29 protein-coding genes are annotated in these 26,452 nt (G+C 74.9%); 15 read left to right on the top strand and 14 right to left on the bottom strand.

What is annotated here, in order from left to right; translation table 11 throughout:
• Positions 1-28: 28 nt before the first annotated feature.
• Positions 29-1,654 (bottom strand): L-glutamate gamma-semialdehyde dehydrogenase, encoded by a 1,626-nt coding sequence (pruA, locus tag ACI79E_RS02430; RefSeq protein ID WP_456930956.1) that lies wholly within the window; start codon positions 1,652-1,654, stop codon positions 29-31.
• Positions 1,655-1,707: 53 nt separating this feature from the next.
• Complete coding sequence (locus ACI79E_RS02425; protein ID WP_456930955.1) at positions 1,708-2,643, bottom strand: proline dehydrogenase family protein; 936 nt, start codon at positions 2,641-2,643, stop codon at positions 1,708-1,710.
• 183 nt (positions 2,644-2,826) lie between these two features.
• Here ACI79E_RS02425 and ACI79E_RS02420 point away from each other — a divergent pair, with 183 nt between their 5' ends.
• Together ACI79E_RS02420 and ACI79E_RS02415 are read left to right on the top strand one after the other, a co-directional pair.
• Positions 2,827-3,432: a biliverdin-producing heme oxygenase gene (locus ACI79E_RS02420; RefSeq protein WP_456930954.1), complete on the top strand. Its 606-nt coding sequence runs from the start codon at positions 2,827-2,829 to the stop codon at positions 3,430-3,432.
• Positions 3,429-5,744: a SpoIIE family protein phosphatase gene (locus tag ACI79E_RS02415; RefSeq protein ID WP_456930953.1), complete on the top strand. Its 2,316-nt coding sequence runs from the start codon at positions 3,429-3,431 to the stop codon at positions 5,742-5,744. The genes ACI79E_RS02420 and ACI79E_RS02415 overlap by 4 nt, the downstream gene beginning before the upstream one ends.
• On the opposite strand, the gene ACI79E_RS02410 is transcribed toward ACI79E_RS02415, so the two are convergent.
• The 4 genes from ACI79E_RS02410 to idi all read right to left on the bottom strand — a co-directional run bounded on the left by ACI79E_RS02410 (position 5,741) and on the right by idi (position 8,364).
• Positions 5,741-6,028 carry a hypothetical protein gene (locus tag ACI79E_RS02410; protein WP_456930952.1) on the bottom strand — a complete coding sequence of 96 codons (288 nt, stop codon included), beginning with the start codon at positions 6,026-6,028 and terminating at the stop codon, positions 5,741-5,743. The genes ACI79E_RS02415 and ACI79E_RS02410 overlap by 4 nt on opposite strands.
• Positions 6,029-6,057: 29 nt before the next feature.
• Positions 6,058-6,837, bottom strand: a complete 780-nt coding sequence (locus ACI79E_RS02405; protein ID WP_456930951.1) for an SDR family NAD(P)-dependent oxidoreductase — start codon at positions 6,835-6,837, stop codon at positions 6,058-6,060.
• Between the two features lie 77 nt (positions 6,838-6,914).
• Complete coding sequence (locus tag ACI79E_RS02400) at positions 6,915-7,730, bottom strand: polysaccharide deacetylase family protein (RefSeq protein ID WP_456930950.1); 816 nt, start codon at positions 7,728-7,730, stop codon at positions 6,915-6,917.
• Between the two features lie 91 nt (positions 7,731-7,821).
• Complete coding sequence (gene idi / locus ACI79E_RS02395) at positions 7,822-8,364, bottom strand: isopentenyl-diphosphate Delta-isomerase (RefSeq protein WP_456930949.1); 543 nt, start codon at positions 8,362-8,364, stop codon at positions 7,822-7,824.
• 92 nt (positions 8,365-8,456) lie between these two features.
• On the opposite strand from idi, the gene ACI79E_RS02390 reads away from it, so the two are divergent.
• Entirely contained in the window at positions 8,457-9,266 is an 810-nt protein-coding gene (locus tag ACI79E_RS02390; protein WP_456930948.1) for a hypothetical protein, read from the top strand.
• Positions 9,253-9,864 carry a TetR/AcrR family transcriptional regulator gene (locus tag ACI79E_RS02385; RefSeq protein WP_456930947.1) on the top strand — a complete coding sequence of 204 codons (612 nt, stop codon included), beginning with the start codon at positions 9,253-9,255 and terminating at the stop codon, positions 9,862-9,864. Before ACI79E_RS02390 ends, ACI79E_RS02385 begins: the two co-directional genes overlap by 14 nt.
• Before the next feature lie 6 nt (positions 9,865-9,870).
• On the opposite strand, the gene paaD is transcribed toward ACI79E_RS02385, so the two are convergent.
• Positions 9,871-10,371 (bottom strand): 1,2-phenylacetyl-CoA epoxidase subunit PaaD, encoded by a 501-nt coding sequence (gene paaD / locus ACI79E_RS02380; protein WP_456930946.1) that lies wholly within the window; start codon positions 10,369-10,371, stop codon positions 9,871-9,873.
• A gap of 113 nt (positions 10,372-10,484) precedes the next feature.
• Here paaD and ACI79E_RS02375 point away from each other — a divergent pair, with 113 nt between their 5' ends.
• The 3 genes from ACI79E_RS02375 to ACI79E_RS02365 all read left to right on the top strand — a co-directional run bounded on the left by ACI79E_RS02375 (position 10,485) and on the right by ACI79E_RS02365 (position 12,521).
• Positions 10,485-11,318, top strand: a complete 834-nt coding sequence (locus ACI79E_RS02375) for an alpha/beta fold hydrolase (RefSeq protein WP_456930945.1) — start codon at positions 10,485-10,487, stop codon at positions 11,316-11,318.
• Between the two features lie 74 nt (positions 11,319-11,392).
• Positions 11,393-11,833, top strand: a complete 441-nt coding sequence (locus ACI79E_RS02370; protein ID WP_456930944.1) for an Hsp20/alpha crystallin family protein — start codon at positions 11,393-11,395, stop codon at positions 11,831-11,833.
• 37 nt (positions 11,834-11,870) lie between these two features.
• Complete coding sequence (locus ACI79E_RS02365; RefSeq protein ID WP_456930943.1) at positions 11,871-12,521, top strand: pyridoxamine 5'-phosphate oxidase family protein; 651 nt, start codon at positions 11,871-11,873, stop codon at positions 12,519-12,521.
• A gap of 40 nt (positions 12,522-12,561) precedes the next feature.
• On the opposite strand, the gene ACI79E_RS02360 is transcribed toward ACI79E_RS02365, so the two are convergent.
• The 7 genes from ACI79E_RS02360 to ACI79E_RS02330 form a co-directional block, all read right to left on the bottom strand.
• On the bottom strand, positions 12,562-13,746 hold the full coding sequence (locus ACI79E_RS02360) for an NAD(P)/FAD-dependent oxidoreductase (protein WP_456930942.1): 1,185 nt from the start codon (positions 13,744-13,746) through the stop codon (positions 12,562-12,564).
• Positions 13,743-15,047 carry an FMN-binding glutamate synthase family protein gene (locus ACI79E_RS02355; RefSeq protein ID WP_456930941.1) on the bottom strand — a complete coding sequence of 435 codons (1,305 nt, stop codon included), beginning with the start codon at positions 15,045-15,047 and terminating at the stop codon, positions 13,743-13,745. The genes ACI79E_RS02360 and ACI79E_RS02355 overlap by 4 nt, the downstream gene beginning before the upstream one ends.
• Positions 15,048-15,060: 13 nt before the next feature.
• Positions 15,061-15,804, bottom strand: a complete 744-nt coding sequence (locus ACI79E_RS02350; RefSeq protein ID WP_456930940.1) for a GltB/FmdC/FwdC-like GXGXG domain-containing protein — start codon at positions 15,802-15,804, stop codon at positions 15,061-15,063.
• Positions 15,792-16,685, bottom strand: coding sequence for a hypothetical protein (locus ACI79E_RS02345; RefSeq protein ID WP_456930939.1), 894 nt, complete (start codon positions 16,683-16,685; stop codon positions 15,792-15,794). The genes ACI79E_RS02350 and ACI79E_RS02345 overlap by 13 nt, the downstream gene beginning before the upstream one ends.
• Positions 16,686-16,725: 40 nt before the next feature.
• Complete coding sequence (gene glnT, locus ACI79E_RS02340) at positions 16,726-18,087, bottom strand: type III glutamate--ammonia ligase (RefSeq protein WP_456930938.1); 1,362 nt, start codon at positions 18,085-18,087, stop codon at positions 16,726-16,728.
• Between the two features lie 252 nt (positions 18,088-18,339).
• Positions 18,340-19,674: an ammonium transporter gene (locus ACI79E_RS02335; protein WP_456930937.1), complete on the bottom strand. Its 1,335-nt coding sequence runs from the start codon at positions 19,672-19,674 to the stop codon at positions 18,340-18,342.
• A gap of 253 nt (positions 19,675-19,927) precedes the next feature.
• Complete coding sequence (locus ACI79E_RS02330) at positions 19,928-20,542, bottom strand: helix-turn-helix domain-containing protein (protein WP_456930936.1); 615 nt, start codon at positions 20,540-20,542, stop codon at positions 19,928-19,930.
• Between the two features lie 219 nt (positions 20,543-20,761).
• Here ACI79E_RS02330 and ACI79E_RS02325 point away from each other — a divergent pair, with 219 nt between their 5' ends.
• The 8 genes from ACI79E_RS02325 to ACI79E_RS02290 all read left to right on the top strand — a co-directional run bounded on the left by ACI79E_RS02325 (position 20,762) and on the right by ACI79E_RS02290 (position 26,412).
• Positions 20,762-21,121, top strand: a complete 360-nt coding sequence (locus ACI79E_RS02325; protein ID WP_456930935.1) for a cupin domain-containing protein — start codon at positions 20,762-20,764, stop codon at positions 21,119-21,121.
• A gap of 5 nt (positions 21,122-21,126) precedes the next feature.
• Positions 21,127-21,666 (top strand): dimethylamine monooxygenase subunit DmmA family protein, encoded by a 540-nt coding sequence (locus ACI79E_RS02320; RefSeq protein WP_456930934.1) that lies wholly within the window; start codon positions 21,127-21,129, stop codon positions 21,664-21,666.
• A complete protein-coding gene (locus ACI79E_RS02315) occupies positions 21,663-22,649 on the top strand; it encodes a PDR/VanB family oxidoreductase (RefSeq protein WP_456930933.1) in 987 nt (328 codons plus the stop codon). Before ACI79E_RS02320 ends, ACI79E_RS02315 begins: the two co-directional genes overlap by 4 nt.
• Positions 22,646-23,638: a heme-dependent oxidative N-demethylase family protein gene (locus ACI79E_RS02310; protein ID WP_456930932.1), complete on the top strand. Its 993-nt coding sequence runs from the start codon at positions 22,646-22,648 to the stop codon at positions 23,636-23,638. Before ACI79E_RS02315 ends, ACI79E_RS02310 begins: the two co-directional genes overlap by 4 nt.
• Positions 23,635-24,186 carry a dimethylamine monooxygenase subunit DmmA family protein gene (locus ACI79E_RS02305; RefSeq protein WP_456930931.1) on the top strand — a complete coding sequence of 184 codons (552 nt, stop codon included), beginning with the start codon at positions 23,635-23,637 and terminating at the stop codon, positions 24,184-24,186. Before ACI79E_RS02310 ends, ACI79E_RS02305 begins: the two co-directional genes overlap by 4 nt.
• A complete protein-coding gene (locus ACI79E_RS02300) occupies positions 24,183-25,121 on the top strand; it encodes a PDR/VanB family oxidoreductase (protein WP_456930930.1) in 939 nt (312 codons plus the stop codon). The genes ACI79E_RS02305 and ACI79E_RS02300 overlap by 4 nt, the downstream gene beginning before the upstream one ends.
• Positions 25,118-26,107 (top strand): heme-dependent oxidative N-demethylase family protein, encoded by a 990-nt coding sequence (locus tag ACI79E_RS02295; protein WP_456930929.1) that lies wholly within the window; start codon positions 25,118-25,120, stop codon positions 26,105-26,107. The genes ACI79E_RS02300 and ACI79E_RS02295 overlap by 4 nt, the downstream gene beginning before the upstream one ends.
• 113 nt (positions 26,108-26,220) lie before the next feature.
• On the top strand, positions 26,221-26,412 hold the full coding sequence (locus tag ACI79E_RS02290) for a hypothetical protein (RefSeq protein ID WP_456930928.1): 192 nt from the start codon (positions 26,221-26,223) through the stop codon (positions 26,410-26,412).
• Positions 26,413-26,452 lie beyond the last annotated feature (40 nt).

Genomic DNA, 26,452 nt, shown 5'->3' with positions numbered 1-26,452 from the left:
CCGGGCCGAACGCGGCGGATCCACCCCGTCACCCCATGTGCGGGTAGCGGTGGTCGGTCGGCGGGACGAACGTCTCCTTGATCGAGCGGGTGCTCGTCCAGCGCAGCAGGTTCTGCGCGGCGCCGGCCTTGTCGTTGGTGCCCGAGGCGCGCCCGCCGCCGAAGGGCTGCTGACCGACGACCGCACCGGTCGGCTTGTCGTTGACGTAGAAGTTGCCGGCGGCGAACCGCAGGAAGTGCTGGGCGTGCGCGATCGCCGCGCGGTCGGAGGCGATGACCGCGCCGGTGAGCGCGTACGGCGCCACCGACTCCATCTGCGCGAGCACCGTGTCGTAGTCCGCGTCGTCGTACACGTGCACCGCCAGCACCGGACCGAAGTACTCGGTGGTGAAGACCTCGTGGCCCGGGTCGGTGCCCTCGATGATGGTCGGCCGCACGAAGAAGCCCTCGCTGTCGTCGGCCGTCCCCCCGGCGATGACGGTCAGCGCGTCGTCGTCGGCCGCCCGGTCCAGGACGCCGGTGAGCTTGGCGAAGGACCGCCGGTCGATGACCGCGCCGAGGAAGTTGGCCAGGTCTGTGACGTCGCCCATCGGCAGCGCCTCGGTCTGCCCCACGAGGTCGTCGCGCAGCCGGGCCCAGACGCTGCGCGGCACGTAGGCCCGCGACGCCGCCGAGCACTTCTGCCCCTGGTACTCGAAGGCGCCGCGGATCAGCGCGGTGCGCAGCACGTCGACGTCGGCGGACGGGTGGGCGACGACGAAGTCCTTGCCGCCGGTCTCCCCCACGATGCGCGGGTAACCCCGGTAGCGGTCGATGTTCTGCCCGACGGTCCGCCACAGGTGGTGGAACGTCGCCGTCGAGCCGGTGAAGTGGATGCCGGCCAGGTCGCGGTCGGCCAGCAGCACCTCGGACACCTCGACGCCGTCGCCGGTCACCATCGAGATGACGCCCGGCGGCAGGCCGGCCTCCTCCAGCAGCCGCATGAGGAAGTGCGCGGCGAACTGCTGGGTGGGCGCGGGCTTCCAGATCACGGTGTTGCCCATGAGCGCCGGGGCGGTGGGCAGGTTGCCGGCGATCGCGGTGAAGTTGAACGGGGTGATCGCGTAGACGAAGCCCTCCAGCGGGCGGTGGTCCACGCGGTTCCAGACGCCGGGGCTGGAGACCGGCTGCTCGGCGAGGACCTCCCGGGCGAAGTGCACGTTCCAGCGCCAGAAGTCGGCCAGCTCGCAGGCGCTGTCGATCTCGGCCTGGGAGGCGGTCTTGCTCTGGCCGAGCATGGTCGCCGCGTTGAGGGTCTGCCGCCACGGTCCCGCGAGCAGCTCGGCGGCCCGCAGGAAGACCGCGGCGCGGTCGTCGGAGGAGAGGTCCCGCCACGCCGGCGCGGCGTCCTTCGCGCAGCGCACCGCCTCCTGCGCGTCGGCGTGCGTGGCGTGCGCGCCGGTGCCGAGGACGGCGGCGTGCCGGTGCGGCTGGACGACGTCGAAGCGCTCACCGCCGCCGAGGCGGTGGGTGCCCCCCAGCGTCATCGTGAGCTCGACCGGCTCGGCGGCCAGCTCGGTGAGCCGCTGCTGCAGGGCGGCCCGCTCCGGCGAGCCGGGGGCGTAGGTGAGCACCGGCTCGTTGCGCGGCGCGGGGACTCGGGTGATGCCGTCCATGGGGGCCTCCTGGGGGGACGGCGGCCAAAGTGGCCACTTTGGCCGGAGACGGGTCAGGACGTGGTGACCAGGGCGCGGAGGAAGAAGCGCAGGTTGGCCGGCCGCTCGGCCAGGCGCCGCATGAAGTAGCCGTACCAGTCGGCGCCGTAGGGGACGTAGGCGCGCACGCACACGCCGGCGGCGGCCAGCCGGCGCTGCTCGGCGGTGCGGATGCCGTAGAGCATCTGCACCTCCCACGACGCCGGCGTCCGGCCGGCCTCCGCGGCCAGCCGCTGCGCGATGGCGATCAGCCGCGGGTCGTGGGTGCCGACCATCGGGTAGCCGGGCCCGCGCACCAGGACGCCGAGACAGCGGGCGTAGGCGGCGTCCACCTCGTCGCGGCCCTGGAACGCGACCGACGGCGGTTCGTCGTAGGCGCCCTTGACCAGCCGCACCCGCGAGCCGGGCACGGCCAGGGCCTGCGCGTCGTCGAGCGTGCGGTGCAGCGCGGCCTGCAGGACCGCGCCGGTGCCGGGGTGGTCGCGGCGCAGCTCGGCGAGGACGGTGAGGGTGGAGTCGACGGTGGCCGACTCTTCCATGTCGAGGGTCACCGTGGTGCCGATCGCAGCGGCGGTCTCCACCACCGGGTGGACCAGCTCCAGCGCCAGGTCGGTGCCACCGCCGGGCAGCGCCTGCCCGAACGCCGACAGCTTCACCGAGACCTCCGCCCGCCCGCGCAGGCCCAGCCCGGCCAGCCCGTCGAGCAGCGCGAGGTAGGCGTCGCGGGCGCGCACCGCCTCGGCCCGGTCGGTCACGCCCTCCCCGAGGTGGTCGAGGGTGACCGCGATGCCCTCCCCGGTCAGCCGGCGGACGACGGCCAGCGCGTCGTCCAGCGTCTCGCCGGCGACGAACCGGTCGACCACCCGCCGGGTCGCCGGGGTGCCGGTGACCAGCCGGCGCAGCTCGGGCCGCCGCGAGGCGCCCAGCAGGAGTGCCTTCTGCGAGAGCACGGGCCACCTCCGGCACCCGGGGACGTCGACGTGGTCGACGCTAGGCAGCTGCGGTCGCCGCCACCAGCGACGGGCGTACGGCCCGGCTGCCGGACCGTGACCGGTTGCACTCTGCACCGGTCGTGCGAGCCGCTGTCGTCCCGGTGACCTACCCTCGACGCGGTGGCTGGTGGAGGAGGGGCGTTGCCTCGAGATGTGGGGGGCGCCGACGTCCTCGCGGCACTGCGCACGGCGACGGCCGCCGAGCACGAGCAGGTGGAGTCCACCCTGGCGCTGATGGACCCGCAGCTGCGCCGCGACCGCCTGGTCGCCGTCCTCGCCCGGCTGCACGGCTTCTGGTCGGCCGCGGAGGCCGGCCTGGACGAGTGGGCGCGCCGCGAGCCGGCCGACGCCGCGACCGTCGACTGGGCCCGCCGTCGGCGCGCGCACCTGTTCGCCGAGGACCTGCAGGCCCTCGGCGCGGCGCCGGAGCCGGCCCCCGACCCCGGGCTGCCGGCCGTCGGGGACACCGACCAGGCGCTGGGCCGCCTCTACGTGCTCGAGGGCTCCACGCTCGGCGGCACCTTCATCTCCCGGCACCTGGCCACGCTGCCCACCCTCGGCCCCGACGCGCGGGTGGGGGCCTTCTCCCCCTACGGCGGCGAGACCGGCGCCATGTGGCACGCCTACCGGCGGGTGACCCGCGAGCGGGTGGCCGCCGGCGGTGACGCCGACCGGCTGGTGGGGGCCGCCGTCTCCACGTTCGGCGCGCTGGCCACCTGGGTGGCCCCGCTCGGGGAAGCCGCGTGACCGACGGGCCCGGCCTGGAGCTGCTGCCGCCGGGCACGCCGGTGGACCTCTCCAACTGCGAGCGCGAGCCCATCCACGTGCCGGGCAGCATCCAGCCGCGGGGCGTCCTGCTGGCCGTGACCGAGCCCGACCTCGTCGTCGTCCAGGTGTCGGAGAACCTCGCCGACCTGGTCGGCGTCGAGCCGGACGACGCGCTCGGCCGGCGGCTGCCCGACGTCCTGGGCGTCGCCGCCGCCGGGGCGGTCGCCCGCTCGGCGAGCGCCTTCGGCGACCTGCGCGAGCGCAACCCGGTCGAGGTGACCCTGGACGTCGCCGGCAGCCCCGTCCCGGTCGACGCGCTGCTGCACCGGGCGCGGGCCGGCACCGGCACCGACACCGACGGGACGCCGCCGGCGCCCACCCTGGTCGTCGAGCTCGAGCCGGCGCGCGGGCCGCGGCCGTTCTCCTTCCCGAACACCTACCAGGCGGTGCGCGGGACCGTGGGCGAGCTCAACCGGGCCTCGTCGCTGCAGGAGCTCTACGACATCACCGCGCGGGCGGTCCGCCAGCTCACCGGCTTCGACCGGGTGATGGTCTACCGCTACGACGCCGACCACAACGGCGAGGTCGTCGCCGAGGCCGCCGCCCCGGGCCTCAACTCGTTCCTCGGCCTGCACTACCCGGCCTCCGACATCCCGGCCCAGGCCCGCGCGCTGTACGAGAAGAACTGGATCCGGCTGATCTCCGACGTCGACTACGTGCCGGCCCGGCTGCGGCCGACGGCGCTCCCGTCGACCGGGCAGCCGCTGGACCTCACCTACTCGGCGCTGCGCAGCGTCTCCCCGATCCACGTCGAGTACCTGCAGAACATGGGCGTGCGGGCGTCCATGTCGATCTCGCTGCTGCGCGACGACCGCCTGTGGGGGCTCATCGCCTGCCACCACTACACCGGTCCGCACGCCCCGCCCCACGCCACCCGGGCGGCCGCGGAGTTCCTCGGGTCCACGCTGTCGCTGCGGCTGGTCGACCGGGCCGAGGAGGACGAGGTGCACCGCGCGCTGCAGGTGCGCTCCACCCTCGCCTGGCTGACCGCGGCCGCCCTCGACGAGGACCGCCCGCTGGCCGAGACCCTGCTGGGCTCCCCCAGCCTGCTGGACCTGCTGCCCGCCGACGGCGTCGTGGTCTGCCTGCACGGGCACGCCGGCAGCCGCGGCGTGCCGCTGCCGGAGGGAGTGGCCGAGTCGATCGCCGCCTGGGCCGCCGCGCAGGGCGAGGACGTCGTGGCGACCGACTCCCTGCCGCTGCACGCACCGGGGGTGCCGGCCGGCCCGGCCTGCGGGGTGCTCGTCCTGCCCCTGCCCGAGGGCCAGTTCGTGCTCTGGCACCGCGCCGAGGCGGTGCGCACCGTCGACTGGGGCGGCGACCCGCACAACAAGGCGATCGCCGCCCGGGAGGGCGACGGCGTCCGGCTCAGCCCGCGCAAGAGCTTCGACCGGTGGCGGGAGACGGTGCGCGACCGCTCCGACCCGTGGACGGCGCAGCAGCTGGCCGAGGTGACCGAGCTGCGCACCCACCTGCTCGAGGCGCTCTACGCCCGCTCGCGCAGCATCGTGCGCGCCGCCGAGACGCTGCAGCGCAGCCTGCTCACCGAGCCGCCGCGGCGGGCCGACCGGGAGATCGCGGTGCGGTACGTGCCGGCCACGCGCGAGGCGCAGGTCGGTGGCGACTGGTACGACGTGTTCGACCAGCCCGACGGCTCGACGGTCCTGGTCATCGGCGACGTGGTCGGCCACGACACCGCCGCGGCGGCCGACATGGCCCAGCTGCGCGGCGTGCTGCGCGGCATCGCCTACGACAACGCGGAGGGGCCGGCCGACGTCCTCCGCCGGCTCGACGGCGCGATCGACGGGCTGGGCCTGCACGCCCTGGCGACCGTGCTCGTCGGCCGGCTGGTGCCCGACCCCGCCTCCGGGGGCGCGCGGCTGCGCTGGGCCAGCGCCGGGCACCTGCCGCCGCTGGTGGCCGGGCCCGACGGCACGGTCCGGGCGCTGTCCGCGCCGCGGGCGGGGCTGCTGCTGGGCGTCGACCCCGGCGCCGTCCGCAGCGAGCAGGAGGCGTGGCTGGACGCCGGCTCGACGCTGCTGCTCTACACCGACGGGCTGGTCGAGCGCCGCGACCAGGTCTTCGACGACGGCGTCGGACGGCTGGCCGCCGAGCTGGCGGAGCTGCGGGAGCGGCCGGTCGAGGAGGTCTGCGACGAGGTCCTCGACCGGCTGCTCGCCGACGGCGCGGAGGACGACGTCGCGCTGGTCGCCGTCCGCCTGCGCCCCTAGCCCTGCTGGTCCTCCGGCGGGGCGGCGAAGCGCGCACTGAGCCCGTCGCCCTGGTCGCCGCCCTCGGCCGGCAGCGGCGCCTCGTCCTCGGCCGCCCGCACCTCGGCGGTCGTGTCCTCCGGCGCGGACGCGGTGGTGCGGGCGTCACGCTCGAGGGCGGCCAGGAGCCGCTCCTCGTCCGGCGCCAGGTCGCCGGGGCCGAGGTGACCACCGGGCTCCCCGGCGTCCGAGCCGGAGGCCATCGCGGTGTCGGGGGTCGGGTCCTCGGGGTCGGTCGCGCTCATGCCGCGCCTCCTCTTGCCGGTCACGGGGATCAACGGGGGAAGTTGGGCTCGAGTCGCGGCACGATCTGCATCTCCGGCACGAACGCCGCCGGGTGCAGCGTGACCAGGTACCGCACCATCTCGGCGACGGCCGACGGCGGCATCATCAGGTGGGACGGGATGCCCCACTGCTCCATCATCGGGGTGTCCATCGCGGCCGGGATGACCGCCTGCACCCGGCAGGGGAACGGTCGCTCGGTGCCGTCCTCGGCCCTGACGGCCTTCTCCCGCAGCTCCCGCTGGATGCACCTGGTCGCGTTGAGGAAGCCGGCCTTGGAGCCGTTGTAGGCGATCGCACCGCTGCCGGAGGTGATCGCCGACAGCGACACGACGTGCACGACGTCGGCGGTGCGGCCCTCCGGCAGGTGCTGCACCCGCTTCATGAACTCGCTGGTCAGGAACACCGGCCCCTCGCAGTTGACCGCCTGCACCCGCTGGTAGTCGGCGAGGTCGATGTCGGTGATGTACCCGGGCCGGTCGATCCCCGCGACGTTGGCCAGGACGTCGAAGGCGTCGCCGTGGGCGTCGAACAGCTGCGCGACGACCCGCCGCCGGCTGGCGTCGTCGGTGACGTCGAGCGGGACGACCTCGGCCGAGCCACCCGCCTCGGCGACGAGCTTGGCGGTCGCCTCGCTGCCGGCCGGGTCGATGTCGGCGATCGCGACGTGCGCACCGGCCTCGGCCAGGGCGACACAGGTGGCCCGCCCCAGCCCGCTCGCACCCCCCGTGACCAGGGCGACCCGCCCCGCCAACGTCCCGCTGTCGACCATCCGCTCCTCCGTCCACCGACCGTGTCTGTCGGCGACCACCCTTCCCGACAACGGCGGGCGGCGCAGGTCGGCGGCGCTCAGGCGTAGGCGGCGCTCCCGGAGGTGGCGTCCACGCGGGCCAGGCCGCTGGGCCAGACGTCGTCGAGGGTCACCGTCTGCAGGCCGCGCTCGGTGAGGAGGGCCAGCAGCTGGTCGTAGACGGTGGTGACGGTCGGCTGGTTGGCGTGGCCGACGACGATCGACTGCGCGGTGAACCACCGGCGGGCCGCGGCCATGAGCTCGTCGGGGGTCAGCAGCCGGTTGTCCTCGAGCGTGCCGTTCCACAGGACCACCGAGGGGTGGCCGGCCTCCGCGGCGATGCGGTCGGTGCGCTCGTCGTGCGCCCCGTAGGGCGGCCGCAGGAACGGCGTGCGGACGCCGAAGGTGGTCCGCAGCCACTCGCCGTTGCGGCCGATCTCCTCGGCGACCTCGTCGTCGGAGATGGCGGTGAGGTCGGGGTGGGACCACGTGTGGTTGCCCATCGCCACCTGACCGGAGTCGACGAGGGGCTGCAGCAGCTCACCGTTCTCCTCCCACGAGCGGTAGCTGCCGTTGGGGAAGAAGGTCAGCCGGACGCCGGTGTCGACGGCGAACGCGCAGAAGGCGGCCACCACCTCCGAGCTCGTGCCGTCGTCGATGGTCAACGCGATCGACGTGCCCTCGCCGGGCAGGGCCGACACCGGGCCGACCGGCGGTTCGGGGAGGTGGGCCCGGCGCACCGGCTCGGGGGCCCCGACCGGGACGGTGGCCGCCCGCGCGACCACGTCCGGGGCGGCGAGGTCGACGGCGCCACGAGCCACCGCCGTCCCTGCCAGGCCGGCCGCGAGGACGAGCAGAAACCGTCGGCGCTCCACGCGGCGGACGCTAGGGGCGGGGCGGCGCGGCGCCGGGCAACGACACGGGCACCGAGGGTGGCCGACACCCACCGTGGCGCCACGGTGACGGTCAGCTCAGGGGTGCGAGCCCGGCCTCCTCGATGAGCCGGGCCTGTTCCCGGCACCAGGGCGACCAGGCGTCGCCCTCGGTCTCCTGCCGGCGGCGGAACGCGGCCCAGTCCAGCACCTCCCAGTCGCCGACCTCGCTGGGGTCGGGCGCGGGCGTGCCGGTGAAGCGCCCCAGGTAGACCGGGCACACCTCGTTCTCCACGACGCCGCGGAACTCGGCGCGGTACCGGTAGCCCGGCAGCGCCTCGCGCAGCTCGCCGACCCGCAGCCCCAGCTCGAAGTCCGCGCGGCGGGCGATGGCGGCCGCGTCGTCCTCCCCGGGGCCGGGGTGGCCGCAGACGGTGTTGGTCCACATGCCGGGGAAGGTCTGCTTGCCCTCGGCGCGGCGGGTGACCAGCAACCGGCCGGCGTCGTCGAACAGGTAGGCGGAGAAGGCGCGGTGCAGCGGCGTCTCCCCGTGGTGCACCAGCGGCTTGGGCATGGTGCCGATCGCCGTCCCGTCGTCGTCGACCAGGACGATGAGCTCCTCCGCGGGTGCCGTCACGCCCCCATCGTCCCGGATCCCCCGCCTCGGCGCCCATGACGACCAGGTTCTCCGGTATTGATGAACCGATTGATCGGTCGGAGTATGGGCTCATGACCGGTCAGCGGTTGCGGTGGCAGGGCCAGGAACTGGAGGTCAGGACGCGACGGCAGGGGCTCCGGACGGCGGCGACCCTGGTGCGTGACTCCGTCCCGGTGGGCGAGGCGACCGGGTCCGGACGCGTCGTCCTCCCCCTGCCCGGGCCGGAGGGCCCCGCCCCGACGGTGCTGGTGCTCGCGCCGGCCCCCGGCGTGGTGGCGCAGACCGTGCTGCTGGTGCCCCGGTCACCCGGGGACGCCGGATCGGCGGCGGACGACGCTCCCCAGCAGCCGGCGGAGGGCGCCGCCGGCGCCCCGGGTGCGGACGACGACCTGCCGGCCGGCGCCCGCACCGCCCTCGACCTCGCCACCGCCGAACGCCACCGGTTCGCCCCGGCGCCCGGCACCCTCGCGGCCCGGCTGCGCGCGATAGAGGAGCGCCACCCCCGGCTGTGGGCGTCCCGGCACGTGGCCCTCGCCGTGGCCAGGGTGGTGGGCGCACTGCTCGGCCTCGCGGTCCTCCTGCAGGGGCTGGTGCAGCCGCTCGTCACGTGGCTGCTCGGCCTGCTCCCCCGGGTCGACCTGCCCGACCTCCCGTGGCCGGACCTCGACCTGCCGTCGATCCCCTGGCCCGACGTCGACCTGCCCGACGTGTCGCCGCCGGGCTGGCTGGGAGCCGTGCTGGCGACGGCGGAGTACTGGGGGCCCGTCCTGGTCGGGGTCGCCCTGGCCGTCCGGGAGGTGCGGCGGGAGCGACGCACGCCGCGGGCCCGCGAGGACTCCCCCGCGGCCGCGGGAGGAGATGGAGCGGATGCGCACCGTTGACCCCGAGCGGCACCGGCAGCGCCGGATGGAGATCGTCGGGGCGGCGCTGGACCTGTTCGCCACCAAGGGCCTGGCGGCGACGACGACCGCCGAGATCGCCCGGGCGGCCGGGGTCTCCACCGGCGCGCTGTTCCACTACTTCCCGTCCAAGCGCGCGGTGTTCCTCGCCCTGTTCGAGGCCGACCGGGCCGAGTGGGACGAGGCGTTCGCCGCCGCCCACGCCGCCGACGACCCGTGGGCGGCCCTGCTCGGGGTGGTCGAGCGGCTGGCCGCCGAGGCCGCGCACCCCCTCATGCAGGGGCTGGTCGTCGAGATCCTGGCCCAGGCGCACCGCGACCCGGAGGTCGCCGGGCTCGTGGCCGAGGGCGACCGGCGGATGATGCGCGGCATCGCCGACCTCGTCGACCGGCTGTGCGCCGCCGGTCTGGCCGACCCGGGCATGCCGTCGGCGACCGCGGCGCGCTGGGTGCTCACGCTGACCGACGGGTTCCTCACCCGTGGCTACCCGGAGCCCGACCGCGACCGGGCCGCCGAACTGGTCACCGCGGAGCGGCTCATCGCCCGGGCGCTGCGGTACACCGGCCCGGAACCGGCCTGACCGCCGCTAGACCTCCTTCACGTGCTCGAACGGCTCGTGGCACGAGCGGCACCGGCGCAACGCCTTGCACGCGGTGGCGCTGAACTCGCTGAGCTGCTCGGTGTCGGCCGACCCGCACAGCGGGCAGGACGCCGTCCGCCGGGGCGGGCCCACCTCGAGCGGCACGGGCCCGGTGGCGAGGCGCGGGGCCGGCCCCGGTGGGGCGATCCCGGCCTCGACGAGTTTCCGGCGGCCCTCGGCGGTGATCCAGTCGGTGCTCCACGACGGCGCGAGCACCGTGCGGACGTCGACGTCGGGGAAGCCTGCCTCCCGCAGGGCGCGCAGCAGGTCGGCCCGCATCGTGCCCATCGCCGGGCAGCCGGTGTAGGTGGGGGTGATCTCCACGACCACGATCCCCTCCTCCACCCGGACGTCGCGCAGCACGCCGAGGTCGGAGAGCGTGAGCATCGGCAGCTCGGGGTCGGTGACGGTGTCGGCCACGGCGCGGGGCCCGGTTGTGGTGGTCATCACACCCACCCTGTCGCCGCGGGGTGCGGTCGCGCCAGTCCCCTCACCCCGCCGGGCCGACCGTCGCGTCCCGACGGGTGGCGCGGGGCGTCCGGGCGGGTGAGGGTCGCGGGATGGACGGCTTCCGGCGCGACGGCATGGTCTTCGACGTGCGGGACGGCGGCCCGCCCGACGGGGAGCCGGTGGTGCTGCTGCACGGCTTCCCCCAGGACTCCACCGCCTGGGCCGCGGCCGCCGCCGGCCTGCACGCGGCGGGCCTGCGCACGCTGGCTCCCGACCAGCGCGGCTACTCCCCCAGCGCGCGCCCGACCGGCCGCTCGGCCTACCGGGTGCGCGAGCTGACCGCCGACGTCCTGGCCCTGCTCGACGAGGCCGGGCTCGACAGCGCCCACGTGGTCGGCCACGACTGGGGCGGCATCGTCGGGTGGGCGCTGGCGGCCTGGCACCCGGAGCGGGTCCGCACGCTGACCGCGCTGTCGGTGCCGCACCCGGCGGCGATGGGCCGGGCGATGGTCACCAGCGACCAGGCGCTGCGCTCGTACTACGTGGGGCTGTTCCAGCTGCCGTTCCTGCCCGAACGGCTGCTGCTGGCCGCCGGCGGGGAGCCGCTGCGCCGGATGTTCCTGCGCAGCGACCTGCCGCGCGACGTCTGCGAGCACTACCTGGCCCGCATGCGGGAGCCGGGGGCCCTGTCGGCGGCGCTGGCCTGGTACCGCGCCCTGCCGTTGAGCGCGCGCGACACGGTCGGCACGGTGCGGGTGCCGACGCTGCACTTCTGGAGCACCGGCGACGCCTTCCTCGGCCGCGCCGCGACCGAGGCCACCCGCGACTTCGTCGACGCGCCCTACCGGCTGGAGGTGCTCGAGGGCGTGACCCACTGGATCCCCGAGCTCGCGCCCGACCGGGTCGCCGAACTCGTCGTCGAGCACGTCGACGCGCACCGCTGACGGCGGGAATCTGCAGCGGCCACTGCAAGTTCTACGGGGTGACCGGATCGGATCGAGTCGAGAGGAGTTCCGACATGACCCTCCCCGTCCGCACCCCGTCGCGCTCCGTCGCCTCGTGGGACCCGTTCCGCGAGCTGGCCGAGCTCAGCGACAGGATGAACCGGCTCTGGGAGACCGGCCTCGGCGACGTGGACCGCTGGTCGCCGCTGGCCGACGTCGAGGAGACCGACGACGCCTGGTCGGTGGAGATCGACCTGCCCGGCGTCGCACGGGACGACGTCGACATCCAGCTCAGCGAGCGGGAGCTGACCGTCTCCGGCGAGGTGAGGGAGAAGGAGCGCACCGGCATCCTGCGCCGCCGCACCAGGCGCGTCGGCCGCTTCTCCTACGCCGTCACGCTGCCCGGTGACGTGGACCCCGACGGGGTGACCGCGCAGCTGACCGACGGCGTCCTCACGGTGCGCGTCCCCAAGGCCCAGCGGGCGAAGCCGCGGCGGATCGTCATCACCGGCTGACCGGGAACGGGCTGGCGGCCACCGGGAGGATGAGCGGGTGGAGTACGCCCCCAGCCCCCGCACCGCACCGACCCGTGCCCGGGACCGCGTGTCCTACGACCGCGCCACCGTGCACGCCGTCCTCGACGAGGCGGTGGTGTGCCACGTCGGTTTCGTCGTCGACGGCCGGCCGGTGGTCCTGCCGCAGCTGCACGCGCGCGTGGACGACACCCTCTACCTGCACGGCTCCACCGGAGCCCGGGCCCTCGTGGCGGCGCGGGACGGCGGCCTGGACGTCTGCGTCACGGTGACGCTGGTCGACGGGCTCGTGCTGGCACGCTCGGCGTTCCACCACTCGGTGAACTACCGGTCGGTCGTCGTCCACGGGACGGCGCAGGTGGTCACCGACCCCACCGAGAAGACCACCGCGCTCGAGGCACTGGTCGACGCGGTCGTCCCGGGCCGGACGGCGGGCACCCGCGCGCCCGACCGCAGGGAGCTGGCCGCCACGACGGTGCTGCGGCTGCCGCTGGTCGAGGTGTCGGTCAAGGTCCGCAGCGGCCCCCCGAGCGACGACCCTGCCGACCTCGACGGGCCGCACTGGGCCGGCGTCCTCCCGCTGGCCACGGTGGCGGGCCCCGCCGTCCCGGCGCCGGACCTCGCCCCCGGCACCGCGACCCCGGAGCACGTCACCGCCTGGCAGCGCTGAGCAGGGGCCCGGGAGCGGTGCCCGCTCCCGGGCCCCCCGCTCAGCGCATCTCGCCGGCGCCCACGTAGGGGAACGGGCTGGTGAGCAGTGCCCCCTCGGCGAACCGGGAGAGCCGGAAGTCCGACTCGGGCACGTCGGCGTCGGAGCTCTTGCCGTCGACGACGAGGTCGGCCACCAGCCGCCCGACGGCGGGCGAGATCTTGAACCCGTGACCGCTGAACCCGGCGGCCACGACCAGCGCCTCGACCGGCGTCTCGGAGATGACCGGGTTGAAGTCGGGGGTGACGTCGTAGCAGCCGGCGTAGGTGCTGGCGACCGCGGCGTCCTCCAGGCCGGGGAAGCGGTGCGAGATCTTCTCCACGGCCATCTCGAGGAAGTCGTCGGTGGCCCGGTTGAGGTACGCGTCCGGGTCGGCCGGCTCGGGCACCGACAGGTCGCTGTTGCCGAACAGCAGCTGCCCGCCGGTCTCCGGGCGGATGTACTGCAGCGACACCAGGTCGGAGAAGACCGGCACCGGCCCGAGCTCGGTGCCCGGGTCGAGCAGCACGATCGGCTCGCGGTGCACCCGGATCGGCAGCTCGATGCCCAGCGGCGCGAGCAGGCCGACCGACCACGGCCCGGCCGCGACGACGACCGTCCCCGCGGCGAGGGTCGAGCCGTCGGCCAGCCGGACGCCGGTCGCCCGGGTCCCGTCCGTGAGGACCTCCGCCACCGGCGTCCCCTGGCGGATGCGCACGCCCAGGCGCCGGGCGGCGGCCGCGAACGCCTGCGCGGTCTGGTAGGCGTCGCCGTAGCCGCCGCGGGCCTCCCAGCCGAACGCGGCGAAGTCCGACAGGTCAGCGGCCGGCCACAGCCGGGCCACCTCGTCCCGGTCGATCTCCTCGGTCTGCACGCCGAGCGCCCGCTGGTTGGCCAGGGACGCCCGCAGTGCGCCGGCGTTCTGCTCCCCCACCCCGACGACGTAGCCGGTCTGGCAGAAGCCGACGTCCTCGCCGAGGACCTCCTGGGCCTGCTCGAACAGCGCCAGCCCCGCGTTCGCCATCGCCGCCAGCGAGGAGACGCCGTAGTGGCAGCGGACGATCCCACTGGACTTGCCCGTCCCGCCGGAGCCGACGGTGTCCCGTTCGCAGACGACGACGTCGGTCACCCCGCGGGCGGCCAGCGACCAGGCGATCGCCGTCCCCTCCAGGCCGCCGCCGACCACCACCACCTCGGCGGAGGTCACAGCCCCTGCCCCGGGATCCACGACGTGCCGGCCAGCGGCACCCGCGCCATGGCCGCGGCCTCGATGGTGAGCGCGACGAGGTCCTCGGGCTCCAGCGAGTGCAGGTGGGCCTTGCCGCAGGCCCGGGCGATGATCTGCGCCTCCATCGTCATCACCCGGATGAAGTTGGCCAGCCGGCGCCCGCCGACGACCGGGTCGAGCCGGGACGCCAGCTCGTCGTCCTGGGTGGTGATGCCCGCCGGGTCGCGGCCGGCCTGCCAGTCGTCGTAGAAGCCGGCCGCCGAGCCCAGCGCCCGGTACTCCTCATCCAGGTGCGGGGAGTTGTCGCCGAGCGCGACGAGCGCGGCGGTGCCGATCGCGACGGCGTCGGCGCCGAGGGCCATGCACTTGGCGAGGTCGGCGCCGTTGCGGATGCCGCCGGAGACGACCAGCTGGACCTGCCGGTGCAGCCCCTCCTCCTGCAGCGCCTGGACCGCCTGCGGCAGCGCGGCGAGGGTCGGGATGCCGACGTGCTCGATGAACACGTCCTGCGTCGCGGCGGTGCCGCCCTGCATGCCGTCGAGCACGATGACGTCGGCGCCGGCCTTGGCCGCGAGCTTGACGTCGTAGTAGGTGCGGCTGGCGCCGATCTTCACGTAGACCGGCTTCTCCCAGTCGGTGATCTCCCGCAGCTCCCGGATCTTGATCTCCAGGTCGTCGGGGCCGGTCCAGTCCGGGTGCCGGCAGGCGCTGCGCTGGTCCACGCCGACCGGCAGGGTGCGCATCCCGGCGACCCGCTCGGTGATCTTCTGGCCGAGGAGCATGCCGCCGCCGCCGGGCTTGGCGCCCTGGCCGAGCACGACCTCGATGGCGTCGGCCATGCGCAGGTGGTCGGGGTTCATGCCGTAGCGCGAGGGGAGGTACTGGTAGACGAGGTGCTTGGACTGGCCGCGCTCCTCCTCGGTCATCCCGCCGTCGCCGGTGGTGGTCGACGTCCCCACCTCGCTGGCGCCCCGCCCGAGGGCCTCCTTGGCCCGGCCGGAGAGCGCGCCGAAGCTCATGCCGGCGATGGTCACCGGGGTGGACAGGTGCAGCGGGTAGGTGGCGTTCCGGTCACCGAGGACGACGTCGGTGTCGCACCGCTCGCGGTAGCCCTCCAGCGGGTAGCGGGACATGCTCGCGCCGAGGAAGAGCAGGTCGTCGAAGTGCGGGACGCGGCGCTTGGCCCCGCCGCCGCGGATGTCGTAGATGCCGGTCTCGGCGGCGCGCTGGATCTCGGCGATGGTCGTGCGGTCGAAGGTGGCGGACTCACGGAGGGTCATGGCAGCGCGCTCCTCAGTACGCCGAGGCGTTGTCGACGTGGAAGGTGTAGAGACGGCGGGCCGAGCCGTAGCGGCGGAAGTCCCGCGGGTCGGCGTCCAGGCCGGCGGCGGCGAGCAGCCCGGTCAGCTCGGCGAGGTGCTCGGGGCGCACCTCCTTCTCGACGCAGTCGGCCCCCAGCGACCGCACCGAGCCGGCCACGTAGATGCGGGCCTCGTAGAGGGAGTCGCCGAGCGCGTCGCCGGCGTCCCCGCAGACCACGAGCCGGCCGGCCTGGCCCATGAAGGCGCTCATGTGGCCGACGTCGCCGCCGACGACGATGTCCACGCCCTTCATCGAGATCCCGCAGCGGGCCGCGGCCGAGCCCTCGACGACCAGCAGCCCGCCGTGCGCGGTGGCGCCGGCCGACTGGGAGGCGTTGCCGCGCACCCGCACGGTGCCGCTCATCATGTTCTCGGCCACGCCGACGCCGGCGTTGCCCTCGACGGTGACCGTCGCGGACTTGTTCATGCCGGCGCAGTAGTAGCCGACGTGGCCCTCGATGCGGACGTCGATGTCGGCGTCCAGGCCGACCGCGAGGCTGTGCCTGCCGTCGGGGTGCGTGACCCGCCAGGACGGCGCCTTCTCGGCCACGTCACGGGCGTGCAGCGCGGCGTTGAGCTCGCGCACGCTGGCCACCGACAGGTCGACGAGGGCGGGCTCGGTGAGTTCGGCGAGTTCCACCGGGGTGGGGTCGAGGGACGTGCTCAGCGCTGCCATGCGTAGACCTCTTCCGGCTCGGGCTCGAAGATGCGGGCGTGCTCGATGCCGGGCAGGCCGGCCAGGGCGCGGTACTCCGAGGCCATCGCCACCCACTGCGGCGTCTCGGCGACCACGGCGGGCTTGCAGGCGATGGCGTCACGGACGACGGCGAAGCTGTCGCGGGTCGACACCAGCAGCGTGTAGAAGCCGTCGAAGCGCTCGCACAGCAGCTTCAGCGACTTCTCCAGGTCGTACCCGGCGGCCAGCTGCGCGGCGACGAAGCGGGCGCCGACCTCGGAGTCGTTGTCGCTGTCGAACACCGCGCCGGCGGCGGTCAGCTCGCGGCGGATGGTGGCGTGGTTGGCGAAGGAGCCGTTGTGCACCAGGCACTGGTCGGTGCCGACGGAGAACGGGTGGCAGTGCGCCGGGGTGACCGCGGACTCGGTGGCCATCCGGGTGTGCGCCACCCCCTGCCAGCCCTGCGCCGCGGGCAGGCCGAACTCCGCGGCGAGCAGCTGCGGGTGCCCGACGCCCTTGAGGACGGCGACCTCCTCGCCGGCGCCGATGACGAGCGCAGCCGGCACCGCCTCGCGGACGGCGGCGGCCAGCGTGTCGGGGTCGACCGCGGCGTGCACCACCAGCGTCTGGCCGGCGTCGACGACCTCCGCCTCCGGCAGCGTGGCGCGGACGGCGGTGGCGACGTCGTCCGCCGTCCGGTCGCCGGTCAGCAGCGAGACGGTGGAGCGCCCCGGCGGCGACCAGCGCGGGTCGCCGTAGACGGCGACCCCGGCGGAGTCCGGGCCCCGCTCGGTGACCTGGCAGAGCATCCCGGTCAGCAGCTCGCCGAGCCGGGGGTACAGGGAGGGCTCCCGCAGGTGGAGCCCGACGATCCCGCACACGTCAGTGGGGTCCTCTCGTGTCGATGGGGGCGGCTGGGCGTCAGAAGGCGGTCACGTAGCGGTCGACCTCCCAGGGGGTCACCTGGCCGTGCCACTCGAAGAACTCGTCGCGCTTGAGGTCGGCGAAGTAGCCGGCCACCCCGGGGCCCGCGGCGTCGAGGGCGCCGGCGACGACCGGGTCGGCCACCATCGCCTCGACCGCGTGCAGCAGGGTCGGCGGCAGCGCGGCGCTGCGGGTGGCGCCGGGGTCGCCCGGGTCCAGCCCGCGGCGGACGCCGTCCAGCCCGGCGGCCAGCGCGGCCGCTGCGGCCAGGTACGGGTTGGCCGAGCCGTCGCCGCCGCGCAGCTCCACCCGGTTGCCGTCGGGCACCCGCAGCAGGTGGGTCCGGTCGTTGCCGCCGTAGGTCGCCGTCCGCGGAGACCACGTGGCGCCCGACCGGGTGGAGCTGGCGCCGGTGCGCTTGTAGGCGTTCACCGTCGGGGCCAGCACCGCCTGCAGCCCGCAGGCGTGGTCGAGCAGGCCGGCGACGAAGGAGTAGGCCAGCGGGGACAGACCGAGCCCGCGCGGGTCGCCGGCGTCCGGGAACGCCGCCTGGCCGTCGCGCCACAGCGACAGGTGCATGTGCAGCCCGCTGCCGGTGCGGTCGGTGAACGGCTTGCCCATGAACGTCGCGGTCATGCCGCGCTGTTCGGCCAGCACGCTGAGCAGGTACCGGAGGGTGACCACCCGGTCGGCGGTGGTCAGAGCGTCGGCGTAGGCGAAGTTCTGCTCGAACTGGCCGTTGCCGTCCTCGTGGTCGTTGGCGTAGTTGCCCCAGCCCAGCGAGTTGATCGCCTTCGACACCTCGGTGAGGTGGTCGTACATGCGGGTCAGGCCGCGGGCGTCGTAGCAGGGGCGCGAGGCGGTGTCCTTGGGGTCGGCCGGGCGCAGGGCACCGTCGGGGCCGCGCTCCACCAGGAAGTACTCGACCTCGGCGCCGACCTTGAGCTCCAGGCCCAGCTCGGCGGCGCGGGCCAGCTGCTCCTTGAGGATGACGCGGGGCGCGTAGGGCCACGGCCGGCCCTCGACGTGCGGGTCGCAGTGCACGATCGCCAGGCCGGGCTTGAGGAAGGGCACCGGCATGTAGGACGCCGGGTCCGGGATGGCCATGAGGTCGGGGTCGCGCGGCTGCTGGCCCATCGCGCCGACCGCGTAGCCGGCGAACCCGACGCCCTCGGTCTGCAGCTCCTCGACCGCCTCGATCGGCACCAGCTTGGCGCACGGCTTGCCGGTGAGGTCGACGAACAGCGCCATGACGAACTCGATGCCGTCGGCGCGGGCCCGGGTCGCGAGGTCGGGCTGGACGGGAGCGGCGGGCCGCGGCACGGGCGGGGCCTCGGGGCGGGTGGCGGTGAGCGACACGGGAGCCTCCTGGCGGTGCGTCCACTGGCGTGAACTGCTGTCGCCTGAGAGTGAACCGGCGGCGGGTTTCCGGAGGGTTTCCGGCGCGGGGAGTTCCTGTTGCCCGCCGTACCACGTGGCTCCGCCCGGCTCCGCGCACGGCAGTGCGGGCGTCCTCCGTGCCGCAGGGTCCGGCAGGACCCGGGGTGCACGAGGAACGCCCGCACTGCGGTGCGCCGGGGCGGCCGCAGTCGCGGCCGCGGCCGGCCGGGATCAGGCCGGCGTGTGCGCGGACGCGGCCGTGTGGGCCGGCGGCACCTGGTCGGGGCCGTAGACGGAGGGGGTCACCCGCGTGGGAGCAGCCCCCCGGTCGAGGTCGTAGGCGGACTCGGCGTGCACGGAGACGTCGAGACCGGCGTCCTCCGCTGCGGGGTCGACGCGCAGGCCGATCGTCCGCTGCAGCACCCAGGCGATGGCGTAGGTCATGACGAAGGAGAAGGTGCAGGTGGCGACGATCGCCACCAGCTCCCGCCAGACGATGTCCCAGCTGCCGCCGAGCAGGACGCCGGTGACGCCACCCGGTGCGTTCGAGGCACCGATCAGCATGACGCAGACGGTCCCGGCGATGCCGCCGACGCCGTGGACGGCGAACGCGTCGAGGCTGTCGTCGATGCCCAGCCGGGTCTTCCACGTCACCGCCCAGGCCACGACAGCGCCGGAGACGAAGCCGACGACCAGGGCGCCCACGGAGTTGACCGCGTCCGCTGACGGCGTGATGCCGACCAGGCCGGCGATCGCCCCGGAGGCCATGCCGAGGGTGGTGGCGTGGCGGTCGCGGACCTTCTCCACGAGGAGGAAGCCGAGGATGCCGGTGGACCCGGCCAGCAGCGTGGTGAGGACGACGTACTGGGCGGTGAAGTTGGCCCCGGCCGCGGACCCGCCGTTGAAGCCGAACCAGCCGAACCAGAGGATCCCGGCGCCCAGGACGACCAGCGGCATGTTGTGCGGCCGGTGGGTCGGGGCGCGCCGCTTGCCGAGGACCATGGCCAGCGCCAGGGCGGCGACGCCCGCGTTCATGTGCACGGCGGTCCCGCCCGCGAAGTCGTGGAGCTGCAGGACGTTGCGCATCCACCCGCCGACGACACCGCTCGCCTCGTCGTCGAACGTGAAGACCCAGTGCGCCAGCGGGAAGTAGACCAGCGTCAGCCAGACGGCCGAGAAGACCAGCCAGCCCCCGAACGTCATCCGGCCGGCCGCACCACTGGCCACGATGGCGATGGTGATGGCCGCGAAGAGGATGAAGAACGCGGTCCAGTAGACGCCCTCCGCGCCTCCGGAACCGCCGTCCTCGTGGAAGCCCGCGAGACCCAGGTGCTCGACGGGGTTGCCGATGAGGCCCCAGCCGCCCAGCGAGTTCCCCGAGACGAGCCCGTAGCCGAAGAGGACGTAGAGCACGCTGGTCACCGCCAGCGTGCTCATCACCATCATGAACATGTTCAGCACGTTCTTGCCGCCGAGCATCCCCCCGTAGAAGAGGGCGAGCCCCGGGAACATCAGGAGGACCAGCGCGAACGCTGCCAGGAGCCACGCCAGGTCGGCTGCGGGCATGAGAGGTCTCCTCGGGTCGTCCGGGCGCGGACGTGCCACGCCGCGGGGAGGTGGGGGTCCGGGAGGCGGTCGCGTCACCACGGGGAGGGGGACGGCCAACGCTCCTCGGCAGGGACCCGCGGCGACGGCGTCGCCCCGGGAGACCGAGTCTCGGGGCGAGCGACGCGCCGGTGGTTACCGTGGCGTGAAACCGCGTTACGAACGGTGGTGCACTGCGGCGCAGGTCCTCCGGCGACCGCGGGTGGTCGGCGACCTAGACGACGTGCCCGTACCCGGTGACGGTCAGGAAGCGGACCGGCAGCTCGACGAGCTCGGCCGGACCGTGCGGACCCTCCCCGTCGAAGATGAGCGAGTCGCCGTGGTGCATCTCGTACCGGGCCTCGCCGTGCCCGTAGACCATCACGCCCTCGAGCACGTAGAGGAACTCGGTCCCGGGGTGCTGGAAGAGCGGGAACACCTCGCTGGCCTCGGTGAGCGTCACCAGGAGCGGCTCGAGCCGCTTGTGCTCACCGCGCAGCGCGCCGAGCAGCTGATAGTGGTGCCCGACGTTGCTGCCCCGCCGGACGATCCGGGCGCCGTGGCCGGCCGGGGTGAAGACCGCCTCGCGCTCGGCGTCCACCCCGCGGAACAGGGCGGTCACCGGCACGGCCAGCGCGTCCGCGAGGCGCGCCAGGCTGGACAGACTGCACGAGGTCTGGGCGTGCTCGATCTTGGACAGCATCGCCTTGCTCATGCCGGCCAGCCGGGCCATCTCCGCCAGCGAGATGCCCTTGGCCAGCCGGAACTCGCGGACGCGCAGGGCGATGACGTCCTCGAGGTGCCCACCGGGCGCGTCGTCGTGCCCACCGGGCAGCGGGGTGACCTCCACGGCCGGAGCATAGGAGCCCGCGCGCCGCCCCGGAGCCCGTGAAAAGCGAACGTAACCCCATGGAGACAGGGCCACGCTGCGCCCGCGAGCGGTCACCGGTCGCAGTGGTCACCAACTCGTAACAGCACCGGAACCCGCTCCATCGTCCACTCCCGTTACATGGTGTCCACCGACAGGGACCACGTCACTCCGGCCGGTCCCGCCGCTGAGGAGGCCACCATGGCAACGGACACCATCGTCTTCGGGCACGCGAGCGGCACCCACCAGGGACTGCCGAGCATGGAGGTCCCCGGGGTCAACGCCTTCATCGGCGACACGTTCGCCAACCCGGGGGGCTCCGAGCTCTGCTCCGGCTTCTTCGAGCTTCAGGCCGGCGAGCCGCTGGACTACACGTACACCTACGACGAGATGAAGGTCGTCGTCGAGGGCGAGTTCCACCTGACCGACCTCGACAGCGGTGAGCAGGTGGTCGCCCGGGCCAAGGACGTGCTCTTCTTCCCCAAGGGGTCGCGGATCCGGTTCGAGACCCCTGACCGCGCGCTGGGCTTCTACACCGGCCAGCGGTCCTTCGCCCCCTGATCGGCATGGGCATCGAGCACACCAGCGTGCCGCGGTGGGAGGCCGCGGCGCCGGCGCTGCCCGGCCACGCGCGCAGCGTCACGCTCCTGGGGTTGGACGAGGCCGCGGAGCAGGTCGTCACCTCGTGGGAGGCGGCCGCCGTGGACGCCGGGATCGACGCGCACGTGCTGCGCACCCGCGGCTGCGCGGAGGCGCTGCCGTGGCTGGCCGCGCGGATGGCGGACGCCGTCGTCGGCTGGAGGCTGCTCGTGGCGGGCCCGGAGGCGGACGTCCTCCGGGCCCGCGCCCGGGCCCTGCACCTCGGCGCCGTCCCGGCCGAGGTCCTCACCTTCGTCACCGGCGTGCCGGTGCGCCGGGTCCACTGCGCGCACTGCGCGAGCGAGACGGAGACGACCGCCCCCGTGGACGCGACCTGCACGTGCCGCGGCTGCGGCCGCACCCTGCACGTCTACCACCACGTGTCCCGCCGGCTGGGCGCCTACCTCGGCTACATGGTCGACGCCGAGGACGCCGAGCCGGCTCTCGCAGCAGGGGTCCCGGCGTGACGACCCTGTCCCTGCCGACCCCGGCCCAGGTCGCCGTCCCGCCCGGGCGGGGCCCGCTGGACCTCCTCGTGGCGGAGGTGGGCGAGGCCGCCGACGGCATCCGCTCGGTCACCCTGGTCGCCGCCGAGGGGAGCGCACTGCCGGCCCACCCGCCGGGCAGCCACCTCGTGCTGCACTGCGGCGAGCGCCGCAACGCCTACTCGCTGACCGGCTCGGGGACCTCCCCGGACCGCTACTCGATCTCGGTGCTGCTGCGCCCGGACGGCGCCGGCGGCTCCCGGTGGGTGCACCGGCTGGCACCGGGCGACGTGGTCCGCGCCGAGCGGCCGCGCAGCGCCTTCGCCCCGGTGGCCACCGCCCGGCACCACCTGCTCGTCGCGGGCGGCATCGGCATCACGCCGATGCTCTCCCACGCCCGGGCGGCGGTCCGCTGGCGCCGCGACTTCACCCTGCTCTACGGCTACCGCCCCGGGGCGGGGGCCCACCTGGCCGAACTGCGGGAGCTGTGCGGCCCGCGGCTGGAGGAGCACCCGGACGTCGCGGCCTTCCTGCCCCGGCTCGAGGCCGTCCTGGGCTCCGCGCCGCTGGGCACGCACCTCTACGCCTGCGGGCCCGCGCCGCTGCTGGACTTCGTGCTCGCCACGGCCGACCGGCTCGGCTGGCCGGAGCACCGGGTGCACACCGAGCGCTTCTCCGCGGAGGCCCTGGACCCGGGCGAGCCGTTCGAGGCCACGCTGACCCGGTCCGGACGCCGCGTCGCCGTCCCCTCCGGCGTGAGCCTGCTCGAGGCCCTGGAGCGCGACGGGGTCAGCGTGCCCAACCTCTGCCGGCAGGGGGTCTGCGGCGAGTGCCGCGTCCCGGTCGTCGCCGGCCGCCCCCTCCACCGCGACCTCTTCCTCTCCGAGGAGGAGAAGGCCGCCGCCGACAGCGTCATGTGCTGCGTGTCGCGCAGCACCGGTCCGTCCCTGGAGCTCGACCTGTGACCAGCACCGACCTGATCGACCGGGCGCTGCCCGACCGCATCGCCTCCTTCCCCTTCCCGTTCCCCACCGACCGCTACCGGTACAGCACCAACGTGGAGCCGGCGGGCGCCGCCCACGCGACCGCGGCCGGCAGCTGGGGGGAGCACGTCCTGCACGTGGACGAGTTCTACGGGTCCGACAGCGCCGAGTGCGCCGCGCTGCTGGCCGCCGACCCCTCGCGGCTGCAGGAGCTGCCGCACATGAGGCCGGCGTGCTGGGACGCGATGCTCTACGTCATGGGCGAGCTCCGGCTCGCCCGGCCGGACGCCTTCGCCCTCGACCACCTCGGTGGGGACCGCTGGCACTGGCGCAACGAGCTGCTGGGCATCGAGCAGGAGTTCGTCCTCGGCGACGAGGCGAGCCTGCCCACCGACCCGCTGCGCTTCATCGCCCCCCAGGTGCAGGACGACCTGGTGCTCCTCGACCAGCGCGAGGGCTCCCTCTGGGCCGACGCCGGTGTCGTCACCGCGGCCGCCGACTGGTCCATGCGCTTCGACGTCGGCATGAGCTTCCCGGAGATCCACGGCCCGGTCCCCCGGGTCCACCCGGCCGGGGTGATCACGCGTGCGCACCAGTTCCTCATGCGGCTGCAGCCCGGTGAGGTGTACCGGCGGACGAACTGGACGATGACCGTGGGCCGGCGCCTGGACACCGCGACCGAGACCTATCCCGAGTGGGGGCCCGACCGCAGGCTCGTCCTGCGGCAGGACCTCGGATCCCGCCTGCACCTGCGGGTGGAGGTGCAGCACCTGGTCCGCCTGCCCGGCTCCGGTGCCGTCCTCTTCCTCATCCGCACGTACCTCCTCCCCCTGCAGGACGTCGCCCGTGTGCCGGCCTGGCGGGACCGGTTCGCCGCCGTCCTCGAGGAGCTGCCCGAGGACATGGCCGACTACAAGGGCCTGGCCCGGTACCGCCAGGCCGCGGTCGCCTGGCTGAGGAGCGCCGCGTGACCGCCCTGCTGCCCCCTCCCCCAGCGGCCCTCCCCCGACGACCCCGCCTCACCAGCGTGCCGGTCTGGCCCACCGAGGCCCCGCCCCTGGACCTCACGGGCCGGTCGTTCCTGATCGTGCACGTCGGCCCCGCGGCCGACGGCGTGGTCGAGCAGTGGCTGGCCCAGGCACGTGAGCACGGCCGGCCGGTGCGCCTGTGGGGCCTGCCGCGGACCGACGAGGGCTCGGGCGCCGAGCTCGCCCGCCGTCTGGGCGCGCTGTGCGTGGGCGCGCGGCTGGCGATCGCCGGCCCGGAGGCCGACGTCCTCGCGCTGGCGGCGCACGCCCGCCGGGCCGGGCTCCTGCCGGAGGAGACCACCACCTTCGCCGTCGAGCGGGAGTCCCTGCGCGTCTTCTGCGTCCACTGCGGGACGACCTCGCGGCTGGCCACCGCGCCCGGCGCCGAGGTGGACTGCCCGGGCTGCGGCACGCGACTGGAGGTGCACGAGCACGTCTCCGGTCACCGGGGCAGCTACCTCGCCTCGGCCGTGACCGAGGCCGCCACGTGAGCACCACCACCCGGCTGCGGGTCACGCGGGTCGACCAGGTCACCGACGGCGTCCGGCAGTTCGTCCTCACCAGCCCCGACGGCCGGACGCTGGCCGGCTACGCACCGGGCAGCCACCTGGTGGTGACCGCCGGCGGCAAGCGCAACGCCTACTCCCTCACCGGGTCCGGGATCGCCCCCGCGGACTACCGCATCTCCGTCCTGCGCACCGAGGACGGCCAGGGGTCGGCCTGGCTGCAGGACTCGGTGTCGGTCGGCGACCTGCTGGAGGTGGAGGGGCCGCGGGCGGCGTTCCGGCCCGAGCTGGCGTCGACGAAGTCGCTGCTGGTGGCCGCGGGCATCGGCGTCACCCCGATCCTGTCGCACCTGAGGGCCGCTCGGACGTGGGGCCGGCCCGTGGAGGTGGTCTACGGGTACCGCCCCGGGGCCGCGGCGCACCTGGCGGAGCTGCGGGACCTGGCCGGCGCCGAACTGGTCGAGGCACCGGGCCGGTACGCGCTCGCCGGCGCCCTGCGCGAGCGGCTGGCGGCCCAGCCGTGGGGGACGCACGCCTACGCGTGCGGGCCGGCCGCCGTCCTCGACCTGTTCACCGAGACGGCCCGGGCGGCCGGCTGGCCGTCCGCCCGCGTACACCTGGAGCACTTCGCGGCTCCCCCGCTCGACCCCGGCCGGCCGTTCACCGCGCGGCTGCGGCGCAGCGGCCGGCAGCTGCCGGTGCCGAGCGGCACCAGCCTGCTCGAGGCGGTGCTCGGCGCCGGGGTCGACGTGCCGAACATGTGCCGCCAGGGCGTCTGCGGGCAGTGCCTGGTGCCCGTCACCGCCGGCCGTGTCGAGCACCGCGACCTCGTCCTCGACGAGGCCGACAAGCAGGCCTCGACCAGCATGCTCGCCTGCGTGTCGCGGGCGGCCGACAGCGAAGTGGAGCTCGACCTGTGAGCGATCTGTCCCGGCTCCCCTGGCCCTTCGCCCCCGGTGAGCGGGCGTTCCGGTACGCGGTCAACGTCGAGCCGGCCCGCCGGCGCGTCGAGACCCCGGCCGGCTCCTGGGGCGCGCACGTCGTCGACCTCGGGGACGACTACGAGGAGCAGATGCGGATGCGCCGCGAACTGCTCGCGCGCGATCCGGGACGGCGGCAGGTCCTCCCGCACATGGAACCCGCCTGCTGGGACATGCTCCTGTACCTGCTGCGGGAGCTGGTCGTCGCCCGCCCCGACGCCATGCACCTGAGCGGGGACGGCCGGGCGTTCGCCTGGCGCAACGACCTCCTCGGCGTCGAGCAGGAGTTCGTCCTCGGCGACGCCGCCACGCTCCCGGCCGACCCCCTGACGTGGATCGGCTGCCAGGTGCCCGACGACATCCTCATGGTCAGCGACCGCGGCGGGCGGCTGTGGTTCGACGCCGCCCTCGTGACCTGGGCGGCGGCCTGGTCGGTGACGTTCGACGTCGGCATGCACCTGGACGAGGTCCACGGGCCGGTGCCGGGACTCAACGAGAACGGCGTCACCAGCCGCGCGACCCGGTTCATGCGCAGCCTGACGGCCGAGCAGACCTACCGCCGGGTCAACTGGACGTTCTCCGCGCACGGCTCACCGCGGCGGGACATCAGCCTCGAGGTCAAGCCCGAGTGGGACGCCGACGTGCCGCAGCTGGTGCGGGACAGCGACTACGGCCGGTTGCAGCTGCGCATCGAGCTCGAGCACCTCACCCGGCTGCCGTTGACCGGGACGCTGACGTTCAACATCCGCACCTACATGGCCCCGCTGGCCGAGATCGCCACGATCCCCGAGTGGAGCGACCAGCTCACGGCCGTCGTCGCCGAGCTGCCCGACGACATCGCCGCCTACAAGGGCATCGCGCCCTACCGCGACGAGGTCGTGGCGTGGCTGACCGAGGCCACCCGCTCCCACGTCGCCGCGGCGTAGCCGCCACGCGGCGCTCCGGAGCACCCGCGGCCACCGTGGGTGCTCCGGAGCGCATGGACCGCCGCCCGGGCGGGCACCCAGGGAGCCCATCGGAGACACCCCGGGAGGTCCCCGTGTCCGCACCCCGCCGCCGCTGGCGCACCGTCGCCGCCGGCTTCGTCATCGCCCTCGCCTCCGTCACCGCCGCCGGCTGCGGCGGTGACGTCGTCGACGACGACGTGCAGCAGGACGTCGAGCAGGGCGTCGACGACGCCGAGCGGGAGGTGGAGGACGCCACCGACGGTGAGGACAGCGACGGCGGCTGAGCACGCCTCCGCCCCCGCGTGACCGGCCACCGCGCGGGGT

The sequence above is a fragment of the Geodermatophilus sp. SYSU D00079 genome (assembly GCF_054050635.1).
The sequence above is the reverse complement of the archived record's forward strand: the minus strand, read 5'-3'. Positions and strand labels throughout refer to the sequence as shown.